The 19930-nt window shown below is 60.6% G+C and carries 16 protein-coding genes; 5 read left to right on the top strand and 11 right to left on the bottom strand.

All coding sequences use genetic code 11. From position 1 onward, the window contains the following. Window position 1 precedes the first annotated feature (1 nt). Window positions 2–2110, top strand: a complete 2109-nt coding sequence (locus ET418_RS00725) for a thioredoxin domain-containing protein (RefSeq protein ID WP_149305661.1) — start codon at window positions 2–4, stop codon at window positions 2108–2110. An 11-nt stretch (window positions 2111–2121) separates the two neighbouring features. Here ET418_RS00725 and ET418_RS00720 read toward each other — a convergent pair whose 3' ends face one another. The 8 genes from ET418_RS00720 to rnc all read right to left on the bottom strand — a co-directional run bounded on the left by ET418_RS00720 (window position 2122) and on the right by rnc (window position 10791). After that, window positions 2122–2778, bottom strand: coding sequence for a YkgJ family cysteine cluster protein (locus ET418_RS00720; protein WP_149305660.1), 657 nt, complete (start codon window positions 2776–2778; stop codon window positions 2122–2124). Continuing rightward, entirely contained in the window at window positions 2775–4019 is a 1245-nt protein-coding gene (locus ET418_RS00715) for a polysaccharide deacetylase family protein (RefSeq protein ID WP_149305659.1), read from the bottom strand. The genes ET418_RS00720 and ET418_RS00715 overlap by 4 nt, the downstream gene beginning before the upstream one ends. Window positions 4020–4022: 3 nt before the next feature. Continuing rightward, entirely contained in the window at window positions 4023–4493 is a 471-nt protein-coding gene (locus ET418_RS00710) for a chemotaxis protein CheX (protein WP_246152885.1), read from the bottom strand. Window positions 4494–4573: 80 nt separating this feature from the next. Further along, window positions 4574–6124: a glutamine-hydrolyzing GMP synthase gene (guaA, locus tag ET418_RS00705; protein WP_149305657.1), complete on the bottom strand. Its 1551-nt coding sequence runs from the start codon at window positions 6122–6124 to the stop codon at window positions 4574–4576. 145 nt (window positions 6125–6269) lie between these two features. After that, complete coding sequence (gene guaB, locus ET418_RS00700; RefSeq protein ID WP_149305656.1) at window positions 6270–7739, bottom strand: IMP dehydrogenase; 1470 nt, start codon at window positions 7737–7739, stop codon at window positions 6270–6272. Window positions 7740–7949: 210 nt separating this feature from the next. Further along, on the bottom strand, window positions 7950–9023 hold the full coding sequence (locus tag ET418_RS00695) for a M42 family metallopeptidase (protein WP_149305655.1): 1074 nt from the start codon (window positions 9021–9023) through the stop codon (window positions 7950–7952). Window positions 9024–9026: 3 nt separating this feature from the next. Beyond that, window positions 9027–10085 (bottom strand): radical SAM protein, encoded by a 1059-nt coding sequence (locus ET418_RS00690; RefSeq protein ID WP_149305654.1) that lies wholly within the window; start codon window positions 10083–10085, stop codon window positions 9027–9029. A gap of 1 nt (window position 10086) precedes the next feature. After that, a complete protein-coding gene (rnc, locus tag ET418_RS00685) occupies window positions 10087–10791 on the bottom strand; it encodes a ribonuclease III (RefSeq protein ID WP_149305653.1) in 705 nt (234 codons plus the stop codon). A gap of 171 nt (window positions 10792–10962) precedes the next feature. Here rnc and tmk point away from each other — a divergent pair, with 171 nt between their 5' ends. From tmk to metG, 4 genes are all read left to right on the top strand, one after another. Beyond that, entirely contained in the window at window positions 10963–11619 is a 657-nt protein-coding gene (tmk, locus tag ET418_RS00680) for a dTMP kinase (protein ID WP_149305652.1), read from the top strand. Continuing rightward, the gene (gene holB / locus ET418_RS00675) at window positions 11606–12580 is read left to right on the top strand and encodes a DNA polymerase III subunit delta' (RefSeq protein WP_149305651.1); all 975 of its coding nucleotides are present in this window, start codon (window positions 11606–11608) and stop codon (window positions 12578–12580) included. The genes tmk and holB overlap by 14 nt, the downstream gene beginning before the upstream one ends. Before the next feature lie 72 nt (window positions 12581–12652). Further along, window positions 12653–13780 carry a PSP1 domain-containing protein gene (gene ricT, locus ET418_RS00670; protein ID WP_149305650.1) on the top strand — a complete coding sequence of 376 codons (1128 nt, stop codon included), beginning with the start codon at window positions 12653–12655 and terminating at the stop codon, window positions 13778–13780. Between the two features lies 1 nt (window position 13781). Further along, the gene (gene metG / locus ET418_RS00665; protein ID WP_188055240.1) at window positions 13782–15302 is read left to right on the top strand and encodes a methionine--tRNA ligase; all 1521 of its coding nucleotides are present in this window, start codon (window positions 13782–13784) and stop codon (window positions 15300–15302) included. 170 nt (window positions 15303–15472) lie between these two features. On the opposite strand, the gene ET418_RS00660 is transcribed toward metG, so the two are convergent. From ET418_RS00660 to ET418_RS00650, 3 genes are all read right to left on the bottom strand, one after another. Then, window positions 15473–17764, bottom strand: coding sequence for a Tex family protein (locus ET418_RS00660; RefSeq protein WP_149305648.1), 2292 nt, complete (start codon window positions 17762–17764; stop codon window positions 15473–15475). Between the two features lie 130 nt (window positions 17765–17894). Continuing rightward, a complete protein-coding gene (locus ET418_RS00655; RefSeq protein WP_149305647.1) occupies window positions 17895–19223 on the bottom strand; it encodes a J domain-containing protein in 1329 nt (442 codons plus the stop codon). Next, window positions 19220–19930, bottom strand: a complete 711-nt coding sequence (locus tag ET418_RS00650) for a DnaA/Hda family protein (RefSeq protein WP_149305646.1) — start codon at window positions 19928–19930, stop codon at window positions 19220–19222. The genes ET418_RS00655 and ET418_RS00650 overlap by 4 nt, the downstream gene beginning before the upstream one ends.

The following is a 19930-nucleotide window of genomic DNA, read 5'->3' as shown; positions in this document are numbered from 1 at the left end:
CATGGCAAATACAAGGCTTGATACATCCGCATACATCGCCCGGCTCAGGGCTCTGGACAAGGGCGCGCTCCCGCCGGACGGCGGCCAGGACTTCAATCGTCTGATTTTTGCCCGCAGCCCCTACCTGCTGCAGCACGCCGAAAACCCGGTGGCATGGTATGAATGGGGTGATGCAGCCTTTGAGAAGGCCCGCGGCGAGAACCGGCCCATCCTGCTTTCCATCGGCTACGCCACCTGCCACTGGTGCCATGTCATGGCCCATGAGTCCTTTGAGGACGAGCAGGTTGCCGCGCTGTTGAACAGTCACTTCGTCTGCATCAAAGTGGATCGGGAGGAGCGCCCGGATATCGACGATTTTTACATGGCCGTGTCCCAGGTGTTGACCGGCAGCGGCGGCTGGCCGCTGAACATCTTTATGACGCCGGACAAACGCCCCTTCATGGCCGTCACCTACCTGCCCCGGCAAGGACGCGGAGGGCAGAACGGCCTGATGGAACTACTCCCCAACATTGCAGCGCTCTGGCGCCAGCGCCCCGACCTGATCGAAAAGAACTGCCGCAGCATCATGGATGCCATGGGTAATCTTTCCAGCAAAATTGATCACACTGTAAGTGTTGATTTACAGCAGCTTGTAGATACATCTTTCAACCAGTTACGCAACATATACGACCCGCAGTACGGTGGCTTCGGGACCGCTCCCAAATTCCCTATGCCCATGAACCTGAGTTGGCTCACCGGGCAGGGAGCGACGGGAAACCACGATGCACTGGGAATGGCGCTCCACACGCTGGAAAGGATGCGCAGGGGCGGGATATGGGACCAGATTGGCGGGGGGCTGCACCGTTACGCGGTGGACCGGGAGTGGCTCGTACCCCACTTCGAGAAGATGCTCTACGATCAGGCTATGGTCGGGTTGGCGGCACTGGAGGCGAACCAGGCAACGGGTGGTGGCTTCTATCTCCACCTGGCCGAAGACATCTTTGGCTTTGTCGCCCGCGAACTGACTTCGCCCGAAGGAGGTTTCTATGCTGCTCTGGATGCCGATTCGGAAGGAGTTGAAGGCAAATGCTACGTCTGGGGCAAAGGGGAGATAGAGGAGTGCCTCGGCGATGAGGCTCCCTTGTTCTGCCGGTTTTATGATGTGACCGCCGAGGGCAATTTTGAAGGGCACACCATCCTGAACATGCCGTTAGGTCTAGATGAATTCTGTACCGTAGAAGAATTGGATTCGACCGAAACCGGCCTGCGACTGGAACGCTGCCGATTGCTGTTGCTGGAAAAACGGAAGCGGCGCATCAGCCCATTCAGGGACGAAAAGGTCATCACCGCCTGGAACGGCCTGATGATTGCCGCCTTGGCCCGTGGTGGGGCGGTGGCCGGCGATCCCGCGTTCCTAGATGCGGCCAGCCGTGCCGCATCGTTCCTGCTTGAGAAACTACGCCGCAGGGATGGGCGCATCCTGCGCAGCTTTCTGGGGGAAGCGGCCGATGTTCCGGGTTTTCTGGAGGATTACGCCTTCCTGGCGTTCGGCCTGCTGGAACTGTTCGAAGCCACCCTGGACACGGTCTGGCTGGAGTGGGCGGTGAAGCTTGCCGACCAAATGCTGGAAATCTTCCTCGATCCCGCCAGCGGCCGTTTTTTGAAAACCGGCCGTGATGCCGAGCCCATGCCCCTGGCGGCCTCCTTGGAACATGACGGTGTCGTGCCGTCGGCCTTCTCCCTGACCGCCCAGGTATTCATCCGCCTGGCCCGCGCCGCCGCAAGGCCCGACCTGCTGGATCACGCCCGTCGCTTGTTGGAAAGCTATGCCGCTGACGTGCAGCGCCAGCCCACGATCCACCTAGGAAGCCTGCACGCCATGGCCCTGCTGGAGGGGGAACCGTTCGAGGCCCGTTTCAGCGGACACCGGGACCATCCAGCCATACAGGGACTGTTGCACGCCCTGAAAGCACGCTACTGCCCCAACCTCGCGCTGACCTTCGAAGCGAGCGACGACTCCCCCGCCCTCGCCATCTGCACCCAGGGGACCTGCTACCCGGCGGTCCACAAGGTAAGCGAGTTGGAACCGATTCTGGAACGGGTCGCCCCACGTTTAACCGATCAAAAGTGATGGGCTAAGGATCATCGCCGTCGCAGCGCACTGACCATCCCGGCATCAAGCACCACCGCCGCAGGGATGAAGGTATCCAACTCATTGACCGCCTCCCCCAGCAGCCTGCGGGTGAGTTCACGGAACAGGAGCAGTTCCTGGGCAAACAGCTCCAGAAAGGGGTGGCGCAGGTTTTCAAGCTGCGCAACATCTATGTCCGTAAAATTCAGCGTGCACCATTCGTCCATCAGCGCCTCGCCCGAGGTATCCAATAACGGGATGCCGTTCAAACGGCAGGTCATGGGACGTTGCTCGTAGACCAGGCAACTCCCGTCCTCCGCCAGGAGCAGGCACGGGGTTTCATCCTCTTCCGGCATCAGTTCCTCCCACTCCTCTTCCGGAATGCGGTTGAGAATCCACGGTTCGACAAAGGAAGGATTGCAGGCGGACAGCGAGGCCAGGCGTTCCGTCGCCTTCAGACGCAGGGAGTGCTGCACGGCTTCCGGCAGTGCGTCGATGCCGCTACGCAGGTAGAGGGCGTCGAGAACCGTGATGTCGAACAGCCCCCGGCAACAGGCCGAACAGCCACGGTGGCACGCAATCTGGTCCCCATGGCGCTGGATGCAGCCGTCGAACCAGCGATCCACCTCCCGTAGCAGTGCTCCATAGCGTCCCAACAGTTCTTTCATAGTGCTGTACCTCCCGGAGCGGATAAACTCGCCAGCTTGTCGTTGTGGGAAAGAAGCCCGAAACCATATCCCCGCTCCTTGAGGATGGGTATCAAGTCCTTCAGTGCAGCCAGGGTCGCATCATGGCCGGAACCGTCATGAAAGAGCACAATGGCATGCCTGCGTTGATTTTTGGCCAGTTGCCCCAGCACCGCCTTCTCTATAAGGCGGCGATTGTGGGCTCCTCGTTTTGTGGAATCGTGACTGTCGATATCCCAGGTAAAGATCTGGGCACCTTCGGCGGCCACCTGGGACACAAGCTTTCTGCTCGAAGCGCCGTAGGGGATTCTCACCATGTGGCCATCGCCGCCCAGGCGGTCGATCAGGGAGGCTGTCCGGCCAATTTCGTTGGTATTCCGGGCAAAGGAAGCCTTGAGCTTATGGAGATCATGGGAAAACGTATGGCTGGCGACCCGGTGCCCCATGGCGACCAGCGAGGTGACGGCCTTTTCATGCCCTTTGACGTTGCAACCGAGCAGAAAGAACGTAGCCCGTATGCCTTGGGATTTCAGGTAGGTAGCAATCGGCAATGTCAGGCGTGACGGGCCGTCGTCGAAGGTAAGGTAGATGATGCTGCGCCCCAGATCGGTTCGTGGGCGTGCCAGAGATGGTATCCTGGCCTTGGGCGGGACGTTGAGGGGTAGTGCAGCGGCAAAGGACTTGGCGCCGGGGAACGATTCGTCATGGGATTGCGGGAGTGGAGTGATCCTTGAATCCGCCCCTTGAACGGCCTGACCCGGTTGTCCTGCTATTGCTGCCGGGGAAGCCCCGACAGGGTCGTCACGGTGCTGTTCGGCCGCTACGGCATCGTTCAAAGAAACGATCTCGTCAGCCACGTCCACGTCCGCTCCGTGCTGACCGCTGCCATCCGGGTCCACATCCACGCCGGCCCCCTGGCGCAGTTGAGCGGCAAGGAGGGTGCGGGACAACAGGCGACTCCTCAAGCCGGCAAGACGGTACAGGCTGTCGGCTTCCTCGACCATACCGCTCTTGTAATACCGATCGGCAAGTTCAAGGGTGCGGCGCACCGTGTCGGTTTCTTCGGGAGCCGGAGAATCGGCGGCCGCAGCAAGGGCCGCGTTGAAGCTGGCATAGGCGTCGCTACGCCAGTGGGGGACCGTGACGGCACAGCCGGAGAGCAGCAGAAGGAGCGCCGCCAGGCCGTACCCAAAAGCGAGCCGCATGGACAGTGGCGCTGTCACAAGCTACATATACACCATGACTTTGATGTTGATGGCGCCGTTGGCCGTGGTGAAGGGAATCGTCACGCCCTTGCACTGCACGTTGATGCTGGTGCCCTCATTGAGGTCGGGCGGTTCGGAAATGGCGCGCAACTGGCCGGAAACTACCAGCGGCAGTCCCAGGGCCACGCTGCCGTACTGCTCGTGGTATTTCGTCTTGAACACGCCGGCAATGTTGTTTGCCAGTTCGCCGACCGCATCGCGGATGCACTCGTCGTCGGCCTCGTCCACCATCAATAACTCTTTGGCGACGCACTGGGCCGTTTTCTTGTCGGTGGCAAAGATGATGTAGCCGACCCGGTCCCCGGCCACGCCCACGATGCCGGTCACATCCGAATCCACCGCCCCCACTTTCTTTTCGACCTTACCGGCCAGCAGGTCGATATTCATGTAACTCTTGAAGGTATCCTGGGTGGCGGACATGATGGTGAACATAATTTCTTCAAAGGATATTCCGGACAAATCAGTTACCTCCAGCTTGTCGTAATGCGTTATTGACAGGTGCTACGCAGCATCTACTCCCACTCGATGGTTGCAGGCGGCTTCTGGCTGATGTCGTACACCACCCGGTTGACCCCTTTGACCTCGTTGATGATGCGTGAAGAAATGGTGCCCAGAAGTTCGTAGGGCAGTTTGACCCAATCGGCGGTCATGCCATCCAGGGAATTGACCGCCCGGAGCGCCACGGTAAAATCATAGGTGCGGGCGTCGCCCATGACACCCACCGTCCGTACCGGCAGGAGCACGGCAAAGGATTGCCAGATCTCCCGGTACAGACCGGCCTTGCGGATCTCTTCCAGCACGATGGCGTCCGCCTCGCGCAGGATTTCCAGCTTTTCTGCGGTCAACTCGCCGATGCAGCGGATGGCGAGCCCCGGCCCGGGGAACGGTTGACGGTGGACCACCTCGTCCGGCATCCCCAACTCCTTGCCCAGCAGCCTGACCTCGTCCTTGAAGAGTTCCCGCACCGGCTCCAGCAACTTCAGATTCATGCGTTCCGGCAGGCCGCCCACGTTGTGGTGGCTCTTGATGACCGCCGATGGCCCCTTGGTGGAGACCGACTCGATCACGTCTGGGTAGAGTGTCCCCTGGGCCAGGTAATCCACCTGCCCCAACTTGACGGCCTCTTCCTCAAACAGGTAGATGAACTCGTTGCCGATGATCTTGCGCTTTTTTTCCGGATCGCTGACACCCGCCAGCTTTTCCAGAAAACGCGCCGACGCATCCACATAGTCCAAATTGATCTTGAAATGCTTGGTAAAGAGATTGACGACCTTCTCGGCTTCCCCCTTGCGCAGCAGGCCATTATTGACAAAGATGCAGTGGAGCTGGTCGCCGATGGCCTTGTGGATCAGTACCGCCACGACCGAGGAATCGACCCCGCCGGACAGGGCGCAGATCACCTTGCCTGTTCCGACCTTTTCCTTGATCGACGCGATCTCGGTTTCGATGAAGCCGGCCATGGTCCAGGTCGGTTTGCAGCCACACACCGTGAAGATGAAGTTGCCCAGCATCTCGTCGCCGCGGGGCGTGTGCACCACCTCGGGATGGAACTGCACCCCGAAGAAACGGCGCTGCCCATCCTTCATGGCCGCAACCGGCGAATGATCGGTATGGGCGATGGTGCCGAAGCCCTTGGGCATCTCCTCGATGCGGTCACCGTGGGACATCCACACCTCTTCATGGCCGCTGAAGCCGCTGAAGAGATCACTATTGTCGTCAATCTGCAATTGGGAGCGTCCGTATTCCCGCTTGTCGGAGCGTTCCACCCGGCCGCCCAACTGCTGGGTCATGAGTTGCATGCCGTAACAGATGCCCAGAACCGGGACCCCCAGTTCAAAGATCCGCTGATCGGAGAGCGGCGCATCGGCGTCATAGACGCTGCACGGCCCACCGGAGAGCACAATCCCCTGGGGATCGAACGACTTGATCTTTTCCAGGGGCATGTTGAAGGGATGGATCTCGCAGTAGACACTCTGTTCGCGGATGCGGCGGGCGATGAGTTGGGTCACCTGGGAACCGAAGTCAAGAATCAGGATCTTCTGGCTATGGATATCGGTGGTCATGTGTTGCATCCTACCTTGAATTCTGCAAACCTTGCCACAGAGACACAGAGGCTCAGAGGAATCACGGAGTTTTCACCTGGGAGTACTGCGTCTGGCTCTCTGGGCTCTGTGGCGGATTGCGTTTAGTAATGTCTGCGGTTTATCCCTAATTACCGACCCGGTAGTTCGGAGCCTCTTTCGTAATCGTCACGTCATGCACATGGGATTCCTTGAGACCCGCTCCGGTGATGCGGATGAAGCGGCTCTGCTCCTGCATATCCGGGATCGAGCCGCAACCGGTATAGCCCATGCCCGACCGCAGGCCGCCCATCAATTGGTGGATATTGGCCGAAAGCGGTCCGCGCAGCGGCACCATCCCCTCGATTCCCTCCGGCACCAGTTTTACATCCTCGCCCACGTCCGATTGGAAATAGCGGTCCTTGCTGCCGTCCTTCATGGCCCCGATGGAGCCCATGCCGCGGTAGCTCTTGTAGGTCCTGCCCTGGTAGAGGATCGTATCGCCCGGCGACTCCTCGGTCCCGGCAAAGAGCGAACCAATCATGATGCTGTCGGCGCCCGCCGAAATCGCCTTGGGCAGATCGCCGGAATACTTGATGCCGCCATCGGCAATGACCGGCACGCCATGTTTGTGGGCAACCCGCGAACACTCGTGAATGGCGGTGATCTGCGGCACGCCCACGCCGGCCACCATGCGCGTGGTACAGATGGAGCCGGGGCCAATCCCGACCTTGAGGCCGTCGGCGCCCGCCTTGATCAACGCCTCGGCCGCCTCGGCCGTAGCGATGTTGCCGGCAATGATCTCGACACCGGGGAAGGTCGATTTGGCCCGGATCACGGCGTCGATTACCCCCTGGGAGTGGCCATGGGCGGTATCGATGACAATAACGTCGACCCCGGCCCTGATCAGGGCCTCCATCCGGGCCTCCATCTCGGCCGTGATGCCAACCGCCGCGCCGACCCGCAGGCGGCCCAGGCTGTCCTTGCAGGCGTTGGGGTATTTCTTGACCTTCTCGATATCCTTGATGGTGATCAACCCCTTGAGGTTGTGATCATCGTCAACCACCAGCAGCTTTTCGACCCTGGTATGCTTGAGGTGTTCCTTGGCTTGTTCCAGGGTGGTGCCCACCGGCACGGTCACCAGATTGCGCTTGGTCATGCGGGCCGAGATCAAGAGGTCGTAATCGGTTTCGAAACGCAGGTCCCGGTTGGTGAGAATCCCCACCAGCTTGCCGTTCGGCTTGGTGATCGGCACGCCGGAGATGCGGTAGCGCGACATGATGTCCAGAGCCTCGCTGATCTTCTGGTTGGGCCGCATGGTAATCGGGTCAACGATCATACCCGATTCGCTCTTCTTGACCTTGTCGACTTCCTGGGCCTGGGCCTCGATGCTGAGATTCTTGTGAACGATGCCGAGACCGCCTTCACGGGCCATACAGATGGCGGTGCGGGCTTCGGTAACCGTATCCATGGCGGCGCTGACCAGCGGTATGTTCAGGGGGATGTTGCGGGACAGGCGGGTGGAGAGGTTGACATCGCGGGGCAAAACAAGAGAGTGAGCAGGCACAAGGAGGACGTCGTCAAAGGTTAGGCCTTCCGTTAACTTGTCATAGGGCATATACAAAACTCCTCGCTGATTAATTTTAAAGAAGTTAGTACAGGGAATCAGGCAAGTCAAGATAAAAGGAGAAGGTAGGAGTATACTTGAAACCGTGACTGAACGTGAAAGGAACAGGCCGTAGAATGGCCCTTTGCAGACGGAGACTACGGCTTGTCCCAACAATTATCCCAAATCATTCCGTACCCAAAGCAATCACGAATGCCCGGTTCAGCGGGGAATGAACTCCTCCCGGGACGCAATCCGCTCCAAGGTGGCCACGATCAGCTTGGCGGCAGCCTCAAGATCGCCCAGGGAAACGGTTTCCACCGGCGTGTGCATGTAACGGAGCGGAATTTTGACCAGGGCCGTGGCCACACCGTTGCGGGAGATCTGCATGACGTTGGCGTCAGTGCCGGTGGCCCGGGGATTGGCGGTGTGCTGTACGTCGATCTTTTCCTTATCGGCTGCTACGGAGAGCAGGTCGAAGAGATGAGGGTTGATGTTGGCCCCTCGGGTCAGAATCGGCCCTTTACCCAAGGCTACCTCGCCGTTGTGCTTCTTTTCCACATCCGGCTGATCGGTGGCAAAGTCCACCTCGACACAGATACCTACGTCCGGGTTGACGGCATAGCAACTGGTGGTGCCGCCCCGCAGGCCGATCTCCTCCTGGACGGATGAAACACCGTAGAGATCCACGGCCAGTTTTTTCTTGCCGGCCGCCACCAGGCGCAGCACCTCGGCCACCACAAAACAACCCGCCTTGTCGTCGAAGCCGCGCGACGACACCCGATCACCCACCAGACGGGTGAAGGCGCTCTCGAAAGTAACCGCATCGCCGACCCTCACCAGCTTCTGGGCCTCTTTCTTATCCTTGGCGCCGATATCGATGTACTGGGATTCCAGCTTGACCACGGTTTCCCGGTCCTTGGCGTCCATGAGGTGGATCGGTTTCTTGCCGATCACGCCTGCCAGAGGGCCGCCCGCGGTATGGACATTGACCCGCTTGCCGGCCGTCAAGTGGGCATCCACCCCGCCCACGGCGGCAAAATAGAGAAACCCTTTGTCGTCGATGTACTTGACCTGCAGGCCGATCTCGTCGGTATGCCCCACGATCATGACCCGCGGCAGGTCCTTACCCTTGCCGGAGATGCGGGCAAAGACATTGCCCATCACGTCGGTGGTCAACTCATCGCAGTAGGGGGCGACATAGTCGCGAAAGACCCGCTGGGCCGGCTGTTCGTAGCCGGAAGGGCTCGGGGCGTCGAGAAGCTTTTCCAGAAATGCCAGTGATTCTTTACGCATGATTTATACCTCGCTGATGTTGTAATTCAAATCCGTTATAATATTACCTTTAAAGCAATGCCCCAAGTATTCAACCACAACCTCTTCCAGCAAAAGAGCGTCATCAGGAACGACCCGGACAGAGATGCCGGATGGCCGCAGGCGCGCCAGGTTGCGCCGTTTTTGGCCGATCACGTCCGAGACTCGTGAAGGATGGCAGGTCACACTGAAAGGCGCATCGTCGGGCACAGCCGCTGCGATCTGCCGCACCAGATCAAAATACAGCTCCGAACGCACCAACTGACCGAGCGCCGGGTGCCAGCAACCGGCCAGCACCGTGGCACTGTTCAACCCATCGCCGGCCTGGAGGCCGATGCGGATGACATCAATCCCGCCCCGCATGGCACGATGCAGAAGCTGCTTGCAGAGCGCAATGCCCTGTTCCAAATCCAGGGGGCGGTATTCACCCGCTTGATAACTCCGGGCCAACGGTGTCCCCGCCAGCACCACCACCGGGTAGAACCGCACAAAATCCGCCCCGGCTGCGATTACCCGTTCCAGCGACCTGAACGCAGCGGCGGGGGTGTCGCCTGGAAGGCCAGGCATCAACTGGGCCCCGGCAGCCAGGCCCTGTTCCTTGATGCAGCGCAGAGCAGCCTCGGATGCGGCCGCATCGTGCCCCCGGCCACTCAGCGCCAGGACGTCGTCATCCATGGACTGCACGCCGATCTCGATGACAGAAACCCCCTGGCCGGCCAGGCGACGCACCGTAGCGTCATCCAGACAGTCCGGCCGGGTGGAGACCCTGACCGACCGCACAACGCCGCTCTCCAGAAAGGACTGAACAGGGGCCAGCAGCTCATCCTGCACCTGTTCCGGCAGGGCGGAAAAACTGCCGCCGAAAAAAGCCACATCCAGGGGGCGGCCGGCGGCGGAACTCCGCCAGGAATCGATGGTGTCGCTAATCTGCTGCCGGCTCGGCAGACTGCCGCTGGAGCCGGAAATGACGCGCTGGTCACAGAATACACACGCGTGGGGGCACCCCTGATGACTGATGAAGAAGGGAACCGTGACCGCTTTCACGTCAGCGTTCCCGATTGGATAAAAGCCGTTCCAACGCCTGTGCAGCCGCGGCCTGCTGGGCTGTTTTTTTCGACCTGCCCTCGCCCTCCCCCATCACGTTCCCCCCCACCAGCAACTGAAAATGAAACAACCGGTCGTGGGGAGGGCCGGACTCTGCGCTCAGCCGGTATTCCGGCGGCGGCAGGCTTCTGGCCGAGAGCAGTTCCTGCAACTCGCTCTTGGCATCCCGTCCGACCTCCCGGCTGTCGGGGGCGGCAAGCAGGTTGTCGAACAGACGCGACACCAGGGTACGGGCAGCTTCCAATCCCCCATCCCGGTAGACTGCGGCGATCAGGGCCTCAAGGACATCCGACAGGATCGAGTCCTTGCTACGGCCGGAGGTTTGCTCCTCGCCACGCCCGAGACGAATAAAACCACCAAGTTCAAGGGAACGGGCCAGGTCCGCCAGAGTCCCCTGCCCTGCCAAATGAGCCCGAGAACGGGAAAGGTCACCTTCATGCCAGCCGGGAAAACGGGAATAGAGCATCTCGGCCAGCAACATGCCCAACACGGCATCGCCGAGGAATTCCAGGCGCTGATAATCGTCACCCTCAGCCTCATTGCACTCATGCTGCCAGGAAGGATGGGTCAAGGCGCGGCACGCCAGGCTGCGGTCCTTGAAAAGGTATGCAAGCCGTTCTTCCAAACGGGTGTAATCTATCGTCACTTCGCTGCTCTCCTAACAGTGGAACTATAGTCATGCGACCTGAGTTTGGCAATAGAAAGCATGTTATCAGACATGCGCAGTTATGCACATATGAACAGAAATTCAGTTGCGAATTCGCGACAACTCGCCTATAATTCAGCATTTGCAGATAAACGGCACTAAGGGATGGGCGTGGGCTATTTCATCACATTCGAAGGCATCGAGGGGTGCGGCAAAACCACCCAGATCAAGCTGTTGGCCGAACACCTGAGGGCAGCCGGCCGGCGTGTCACGCAGACACGGGAGCCGGGCGGCTGCGCCATTGCCGACCAGATTCGCAGTATCCTGCTGGACGCCGACAACCGCGCCATGCTGCCCCACACCGAGCTTTTACTCTACGCCGCTGCCCGGGCCCAGCATGTGGGCGAGGTCGTCAAGCCGGCCCTGGATGAGGGGGGCGTGGTGGTGTGCGACCGTTTCACCGACGCGACCATCGCCTACCAGAGCAACGGCAGAGGTATCGACCGCGAGATCGTCGACACCCTGAACACCCTGGCGTGCAGAGGGGTGCGCCCCGACCTGACCGTGCTGATCGATTGCGAACCGGTCCAGGGTCTTGAGCGGGCGCGCCGCAGGATAGATACCTCCAGCGGCCCCCGGGAGGAGCGTTTTGAGTTGGAGGCCCTGGCCTTTCACCAGCGGGTCAGGGACGGTTACCTGGCCCTGGCCGCCGGAGAGCCGCACCGTTTCCTGATCGTGGACGGCAGCGATACGATTGAGCGGATCGCCACCGCCATCGCCCGGCAGGTGGTCTCGCGCATGGAGGAACAGCACCATGCCGTTCGCTGACATCATAGGGCATGATCGGGTCGTGGAGGTCTTCCGCCGCGCGCTCCGATCCGGGAAGACCTCCCACTCCTACCTGTTCGAGGGGCCGGCCGGCTGTGGCCGCAAGACAACCGCCCGCGCCCTGGTGCAGGCAATTTTCTGTGCTGAGCGGGAGGATGACGCCTGCGGCGTTTGCGCCTCGTGCCGCAAGGTGGCCGCCGGCTCCCATGCCGACATCCACTACATCGAACCGGACGGCCAGTTCATCAAGATCGAGCAGGTCAGGGAGTTGCAGCGCGACTTGTCCATGCGCCCCTACGAGGCGCCGCGCAAGGCCTGCATCATCGAGTCGGCCGAGCGCTTCAACCCGTCAGCCGGCAATTCGCTGCTCAAGACCCTGGAAGAGCCGCCCGGCAATGCCATCATCATCCTGCTGACCGAGAACGCCGGCATGTTGCTGCCGACCATCCGTTCCCGCTGCCAGTTGATCCGTTTCTCGGCCCTGTCCACCGAGAACGTCCGGCTGCTGCTGGAACAACACGGCATGGCTCCCGAGACGGCCGAACTGCTGGCCCCCATGTCCGGTGGGAGTATCCAGCGTGCTCAGGAGTTGGACAACGACACCCTGGGTAACCGCAAGGATACCCTGTTGGCGCGCCTTTCGGCTCTTGACCAGAACAGGATCGCCACTATTTTCGACGCTTCCGAGGAATTGGGCACCAGCCGGGACGAGACCCTGGAAACCCTGGATATGCTCATCTCGTTCATGCAGGACACCGCCCACCTGGCAGCCGGCAGCAGTGCCATCGTCAACGCGGCGGTCCGCCCGGCGCTGGAAGGCTTTGCCGCCAAATGGCCCCTGCAGCGGACGTTGCAGATACTGGAAGATAGCATGGAAACCCGGCGGGCGGTCCAGCGCAACGCCAACAGCAAGCTCGCCCTGGACCGGCTGTTCATGCGGATTGCCGCCACGGCGTGCTAAATCACAACGAATCGGTCCGGGCCGCCGGTTTATACGGCGCTCGCATCGGACGCTTGGAATAAAGGAGATATTTTGCCACGAATCGTAGCCATACAATTTTCAACAGCCGGCAAGCTGTATGATTTTGACGCCGGCAACCTCGATCTCGCCCCCGGCGACAAGGTGGTGGTGGAGACCGAACGGGGCCTGGGAATCGGCGCCGTTTTGCGGGGGCCGGTCGAACGCAGCGAGGGGGTGCCCGAAAACCTGGTCACCATCCGGCGCAAGGCCACACCGGACGATATGGCGACCCAGGAACGCAATCGGCAGCTGGAAAAAAGCGCCTTTGACTTCTGCCTCAAACGGATCATGGAACGCGCCATGCCGATGAAACTGGTGCGGGTCGAATACCAGTTCGACAGCAGCAAGGCCGTGTTCTATTTCACCGCCGACGGTCGGGTTGATTTCCGCGATCTGGTCAAGGACCTGGCCCATACCTTCCACACTCGCATCGAGATGCGCCAGATCGGCGTGCGCGACGAATCCAAGATGATCGGCGGGATCGGCATCTGCGGCCGGGAGTTGTGCTGCTGTTCATTCCTGCGCGAGTTCCAGCCGGTGTCGGTCAAGATGGCCAAGGAGCAGAACCTGGCCTTGAACCCCAGCAAAATATCGGGGCAATGCGGTCGTCTGCTCTGCTGCCTGGATTACGAGTACGAAACCTATTGCTGCCTGCGGAAAAACTTCCCCAAATGCGGGAAACGGGTCCGCACCCCAACTGCCGTCGGCGTCATCGACAAGATCAACATCCTGACCGGCAACATTACGCTCAGGCTCGACGATAACAAACAGATCACCATCAGGCGCGACGAGATCCTGAGCGACAACGCCGCCGATGCGCTCCCCACCCTGCCCGCGGCTGCTCCGGCATCGCAGCCCGAAGCCCGCCGCGAGCAGCGTGAGCGTAAGCACCACCAGCGACAGCCGTCGTCCCCGGCTCCGGCACCCCAGCAGAAGGACGAGACGCGGGAGGAAAGCAAGCGCGCCGCTGTTACGCCGCCTCCCCCGGCCGTCGAGGCCGGCGGCGACGAGGCGCAGGATGGCCAGAAGAAACAGGAAGGGCGCCGCAGAAATCGGCACCGCAAACACGGCCACCGCCGCAAACAAGGTGACAAGCCCGATACCAGCACAACTCCAACGCCAAACACTCCGGGAGCATGACATGAAACCTACGTTCTACCTCACCACGCCCATATATTACGTCAACGACGTACCCCACATCGGCCACGCCTATACCACGGTGGCGGCCGACGTCCTGGCCCGCTACAAGCGCCTCATGGGATACGACGTCTATTTTCTGACCGGCAGCGATGAGCACGGCCAGAAGGTGGAAAAGGCCGCCACAACCGCCGGCGAAACTCCCCTGGAACTGGCCGACCGTGTGGTGAAGCGCTTCCAGGCGCTCTGGGAACGGCTAGGCATCTCCAACAACGACTTCATCAGGACCACCCAGGAGCGCCACAAAAAGGGTGTGAGCCATATCTTCAAGGATCTTCTCGAAAAAGGCGACATCTACCTGGGCGAGTACGAAGACTGGTACTGCACCCCCTGCGAAACCTTCTGGACCGAAACCCAGTTGATCGACGGCCGCTGTCCCGACTGCAACCGGCCGGTGGAAAAACTGAAGGAAGAGTCCTACTTCTTCCGCATGAGCAAGTACCAGGACCAACTTCTGGCCTATATCGACTCCCACCCCGACTTCATCCAGCCCAAGAGCAAACGCAACGAGATCATCTCCTTCGTCAAGGAGGGGCTGCGCGATCTGTCCGTGTCGCGTACCACCTTTACCTGGGGCATCCCGGTGCCGGGCAACGACAAGCATATCGTCTACGTCTGGTTTGACGCCCTGACCAACTATATTACGGCCCTAGGCTATCCAGAAGCGACCGAAGACTACAAGCGTTTCTGGCCGGTCAACGTGCACCTGATCGGCAAGGACATCCTGCGTTTCCACGCCGTTTACTGGCCCACATTCCTGATGGCGGCCGGTCTGCCCCTGCCGGAAAAGGTCTTTGCCCACGGCTGGTGGACCATCGAGGGCCAGAAGATGAGCAAGAGTCTGCAAAACGTGGTCGAGCCCAACATGCTGATCGATAAGTACGGCGTGGACGCGGTCAGGTATTTTCTGCTGCGCGAGGTGCCTTTCGGCCTGGACGGCGACTTCTCCCACCCCGCCCTGGTCCAGCGGATCAACTCCGACCTGGCCAACGACCTGGGCAACCTGCTCAGCAGGTCAACAGCCATGGCGGTCAAGTATTTCAACGGCATCCTGCCTGCCCCGGGGGAGTTGAATGTAAGCGACCTGGCGCTGAAACGGCGCACCGAAGAGATGATCGTCACCATGGAAACCTGCATGAACGACCTGGCCTTCAGCAAGGCGCTCCAGGCCATCTGGGAAGTGATCTCGGCGGGCAACAAGTACATCGACGAATCGGCTCCCTGGACCCTGGCCAAGGACCCGGCACTCAAGGAACGGCTGGCCACGGTCATGTACTGTCTCCTGGAGTCCCAGCGCATCGTACACATCATCCTGTCGGCCTTCCTGCCGGCCACGGCGAAGAAGGCGCTTGATAGCCTGGGATGCGGAGAGGAGCAGGAACTGGTCGGTCTGACCTGGGGCGGGCTGAAGGAGGGTACGGTGATTACCAAGACCGAAGCCCTTTTCCCGAGGATCGAGGGATAAAACACAGCAGGAAAAGCAAAAAACTTATTCCCAAAAGCATTCAAGCTGATACCTAACCACCTCTAACCCTTCCTGAATCAGGAGGGGGACGAGAGGCTCCCCTCCTTGATAAGGAGGAGTTGGGGGTGGTTGAGATCAGTGCGATTTTGGTTGCAACTTGGAATTATTCCTTACTTCCGCTTGACACGGAAACCGGCCTTCTCCATAGCACTGAGATCGAGGCCGGTTTTCGTTTTCACTTCCTGCGTTACCGCTTCCGGCTTTGGGCTGCGCTGGGACTTTGGCTTTCCCCCGCCCGCCTCGGCCTCCTTGATGGAAAGCGCGATCCGCTTGCGCTGCGCATCCGCCGACAACACCTTCACCTTGACCACCTGCCCCACCGCGACTGCATCGTTGGGGTCCTTGACATAGCGGCTTGCCAGGTGGCTGACGTGCACCAGGCCGTCTTGGTGGACTCCGATGTCCACAAAGGCGCCGAAGGCGGTCACATTGGTCACCACCCCCTGTAGAATCATCCCTTCCTGAAGATCGGTTATCTCCCGGATGTCGTCCCGAAAACTGGCGGTCTGGAACAGGCTGCGCGGGTCGCGTCCCGGTTTTTTCAATTCTTCCATGATATCCCGCAGTGTCGGCATGCCGACGCTGTCGCTCACGTAGCGGCGCAGGTCGATACCGGCCACCAGGGCCGGATCGGCCGCCAATTGGGCCAGGGTTACCCCCTGATCCGCGGCCATGACCTTCACCAGCGAATAGCGCTCGGGATGCACGGCGGTGTTGTCCAGTGGGTGGACGCCGTTGCGGATGCGGAGAAAGCCGGCAGCCTGTTCAAAGGCCTTGGCCCCAAAACGTGGCACATCCAGGAGCGCCTTGCGGGACGGGAAGGCCCCCTGGCGGTCGCGGTGACCGACAATCGCCTTGGCCAGGGCCGGCCCCACGCCGGAAACGTAGGAGAGCAGCGCCCAGGAGGCGGTGTTCAGGTCGACTCCGACGTAGTTGACGCATGACTCAACCACATCGTCCAGGGCCTTCTTCAGCATGGCCTGGTTCACGTCGTGCTGGTACTGCCCCACGCCGATACTCTTGGGGTCGATCTTGACTAATTCAGCCAGCGGGTCCTGGAGCCGCCTGGCGATGGAGATGGCGCCCCGCACCGTCAGGTCCAGGTCGGGGAACTCCTCCCGTGCGATATCCGATGCCGAATACACACTGGCCCCTGCCTCGCTGACCATCACCACCGGCACATACCTGCCCGCCTCCGCCAGCGTTTCCTTGGTAAACAGTTCCATCTCGCGACCGGCCGTACCGTTACCGATGGCGATCATCTCGATGGCGTGCGCCTCCACCAGACGCAGCAGATCCTGCCGGGCCTGGGGCACCCGCGCCGCTCCGGTGTGGGGGTAGATGGTGACATGTTCCAGAAAACGGCCGGTGCCGTCCACCGCAGCCAACTTTGACCCGGTGCGCAACCCCGGGTCGATGCCCAACACCCGCTTGCCGCCTGCGGGGGGCGCCAACAACAGGTTGCGAAGATTGCCGCCGAAGACCCGGATGGCCACCTCGTCAGCCAGATTCTTGGCCTCCAGGCGCAGTTCCACCTCGATGGAGGGGGCGATCAGACGCTTGTAGGCGTCTTCGGCCACCCCCTCCAGAAGCGGGGTAAAGATACTGTCGTTAGTGATCAGGCGGGACTTCAGACCGGCCAGGATCTGTTCCAGCGGCGCCGTGACGGTCAGGAAGAGCACCTCTTCCTTTTCGCCGCGGCGCATGGCCAGCATGCGGTGGGAGGGAATCGCCTTCAGCGGTTCCTGATAGTCGTAGTACATCTCGAACTTGGTGACCTGTTCTTTTTTGTCGGCAGCCACCCGCGAGTTAAACACCCCCTGTTCCCAGGTCAAACGCCGTACCATGGCCCGGGCATCGGCGTCGTCGGACAGGCGTTCGGCCAGGATATGCCCGGCGCCTTCCAGGGCGGCGGCCGCGTCCGGCACACCCTTGTCGGGGTCCACATAGGCCAGGGCCGCATCCTCCGGCGTTCCGACGGTCGCCCCTTGGGCTGCCATCAGGTCAGCTAGGGGTTCCAGTCCCCGTTCGCGGGCAATGGTGGCCTTGGTGCGCCGTTTGGGCTTGTAGGGGAGGTAGAGATCCTCCAGTTCGGTCTTCTGGCGGGTAGCCTCGATCCGTTCCCGCAGCTCCGGGGTCAGTTTACCCTGTTCTTCTATGGATTTGAGGATCGTCTGCTTGCGTTCCCCAAGTTCGCAGAAATAGGCGAAACGCTCTTCAATAGCACGGATTTGAACCTCATCCAGTTCACCGGTGTGTTCCTTGCGGTAACGGGCGATGAAGGGGACCGTGGCCCCCTCTTGCAGGAGTTCAACGGTGTTTGCGACCTGCTGTGGCGTGAGGGAGGTTTCTTCAATGATTGCGCGAATGATCGTAGTAAGCTGATCCTTGCTGACGGGCATATTATTTCCTGTTCTTTTGTGTTTTTGGGGGCGTGCATACTACAACAGCGTGAGGGAAATGGGAAGGGGGAGCAAAGGCAACTAGGTTACCAAAACGGATGACCCGTAAAATCATGACGTCATCACAGCCCTATTTGTCGTAACGCCACTTGAAGTTAACAACCTTGCAACCGGGCATTGCCCTACGGAAATTGTTCAAGCCTTCTTCGCTGATCTTGGTACCGCTGCAGGTCAGCCATTTCAGCCCCGGGAGGCCGGTCAGTTTGTGGAGCCCCTGGTCGCCGACCGCGGTGTGATAGATGTAGACGCGCTGCAACTCGCCAAGCGAAGTGAGTTGCGCAAGACCGTCCTCGCTGATGGCGGTGTTCGAAAGACACAACTCCTGGAGTCCCGTAAGGTGCGTCACATGCGGCAGGGCGCTGTCGTCGATATCGTTCAGAAAGAGGGCTTGCAGATCCTCCGGCTGCATACTGTCCAGAAAATCCAGCCCGTTGCCGTCTATCCCCTTGACGTCCAGTCGCACCCCTTTACCCAGAAACACTTCCTTAATGCCCCGCGCGCTCCCCAGCCATTGCCAGTCGCGGTAGTCCGTCGAGCCTATGTTGCGCACATAGAGCGTGCCGTAGCTCTTGTCCGCAGGAAAGCGGATGACCCGCGTTTTCACATGGGGAGAGTTTTGGGGTTCGGTCACGTCCTCCCCCCGCAGCACCGAAAGCCGTTTGCGCAGCCGGGCGATGTCCTCGTCCGCTTTGGCGACCATTTCGGCCAGGAGATCGATGCCATCGGCCTGGGCCTCGGCCACCCGCAGTTTGAAGCGATAGATGTCCGTCTGCTTCAATTCGTCGATCTGGAGGATGACGGCGTGGATATTCTGCTGGAGCCGGGCGATCTGGCGGATGACCCGCACCAGTTCCGAGGCGACGTCCTTGCCTGAAACGGTTCCGGTCCCCACCTCCCAGTCCCAAAACAGTTCTTCAAGGGACTTGCGGTCGCCCGATTCGTAAGCCTGGTTGGCAACCGCCATCAACTCCTGGCGCCGCAGGCGGTCCGCCTCGTCCGATGCCAGGTCGGGATGCACCGCCTTGGCAACCCCGCGATAGAGCGATTTGATGCTCATGGAGGAGGTGTCGGGTGGCCCTTCATCCTCATCGTCCAGCAGGTCGGTCGTGCGTTGAAAATGGCTGAACGTCTGCTCGTCCGGCGACTCTTCCTGACGGGGAGGCGCCTTTTCCGTGCCGAGGATGCCATTCAGCTGCCATTCCAGCTCTTCCAGAACAGTGATCCGACCGCCCACGGTATCCTCGTAGAGCTGCTCAAAGGTGCGGATCTCGGCCTTAAGGCCGGAAAACATCCGTTCCCAGTCGTTCAGTTCCAGCTGATAGCGTTTTGCTTCACGCTGTTTGCGTTCAAGTTCGACCTCTTCCGGGGTCTTCAAACGATTATGGAAGGGAGGCGTCATGGGGTTGCCCCCCGGCTCACCATCTGTTCACGGGATTGGCGGGCCAGCGGCAAGGTGATGCGGCGCTGTTCGGCCATGGAAAGCCGGAAAAGCGCCTCAAAGGTCTCGATCAGGGCGCCGACCTCGCGGCTGGCGGTCATCAGGATATAATCGACCACATCGTCCGGCACCCGCACTTGGCGGTCATCGGCGATTTTTTTCAGGATCATGCGCCGGGAGTGGTCGTCGGAGGCATCCACGCGGGCAACCAGACCCCACAAAAGGCGCGAGATCAGGTGGTCGTCCAGATGGGGCAGTTCCCGCGGCGGCAGAAGACCGGCCAGGGCAACTTTCCGGCCGCTGGCGTAGAAGTCGTTGAACACCTGCCACAGGGCGGCCCGCAGGGAGGCTTCGTCAGGGAGCAGGTGCAGGTCGTCCACCACGAGGGCCGAGGCTCCGTTGAAGTGCGCAACCAGTTCCTGGGCGGAAAAGCGGTCGCGGCACGACAGGTAGCAGGCGGTTTCAGCGGGACACAGGGAATGGGCTATGGATTGGAGCAGATGCGTCTTGCCGGAACCGGCCGGACCGTGCAGGTAGAGTAGGTTCTCGGCATCGGAGCTGTCGGCTATGCGCCGGGCGAACTGGAGCGCCGCGGCATTGCCGTCACAGACGACGAAGCTGTCGAAGCTGTATGCGGGTGTTATGGGGAAATCGAAAAACTGCTGCAT

Source organism: Oryzomonas rubra, from assembly GCF_008369015.1.
GTDB lineage: Bacteria > Desulfobacterota > Desulfuromonadia > Geobacterales > Pseudopelobacteraceae > Oryzomonas > Oryzomonas japonica.
The sequence above is the reverse complement of the archived record's forward strand: the minus strand, read 5'-3'. Positions and strand labels throughout refer to the sequence as shown.

Coding starts and splice junctions, on each gene's coding strand:
- ET418_RS00710 (WP_246152885.1), bottom strand. CDS start 4,493: ATGTTCACCATCATGTCCGCCACCCAGGATACCTTCAAGAGTTACATG.
- ET418_RS00650 (WP_149305646.1), bottom strand. CDS start 19,930: ATGCAGCAGTTTTTCGATTTCCCCATAACACCCGCATACAGCTTCGAC.
- guaB (WP_149305656.1), bottom strand. CDS start 7,739: ATGCCCTATGACAAGTTAACGGAAGGCCTAACCTTTGACGACGTCCTC.
- holB (WP_149305651.1), top strand. CDS start 11,606: ATGCCGTTCGCTGACATCATAGGGCATGATCGGGTCGTGGAGGTCTTC.
- metG (WP_188055240.1), top strand. CDS start 13,782: ATGAAACCTACGTTCTACCTCACCACGCCCATATATTACGTCAACGAC.
- guaA (WP_149305657.1), bottom strand. CDS start 6,124: ATGACCACCGATATCCATAGCCAGAAGATCCTGATTCTTGACTTCGGT.
- ET418_RS00720 (WP_149305660.1), bottom strand. CDS start 2,778: ATGAAAGAACTGTTGGGACGCTATGGAGCACTGCTACGGGAGGTGGAT.
- ET418_RS00695 (WP_149305655.1), bottom strand. CDS start 9,023: ATGCGTAAAGAATCACTGGCATTTCTGGAAAAGCTTCTCGACGCCCCG.
- ET418_RS00725 (WP_149305661.1), top strand. CDS start 2: ATGGCAAATACAAGGCTTGATACATCCGCATACATCGCCCGGCTCAGG.
- ET418_RS00655 (WP_149305647.1), bottom strand. CDS start 19,223: ATGACGCCTCCCTTCCATAATCGTTTGAAGACCCCGGAAGAGGTCGAA.
- ET418_RS00660 (WP_149305648.1), bottom strand. CDS start 17,764: ATGCCCGTCAGCAAGGATCAGCTTACTACGATCATTCGCGCAATCATT.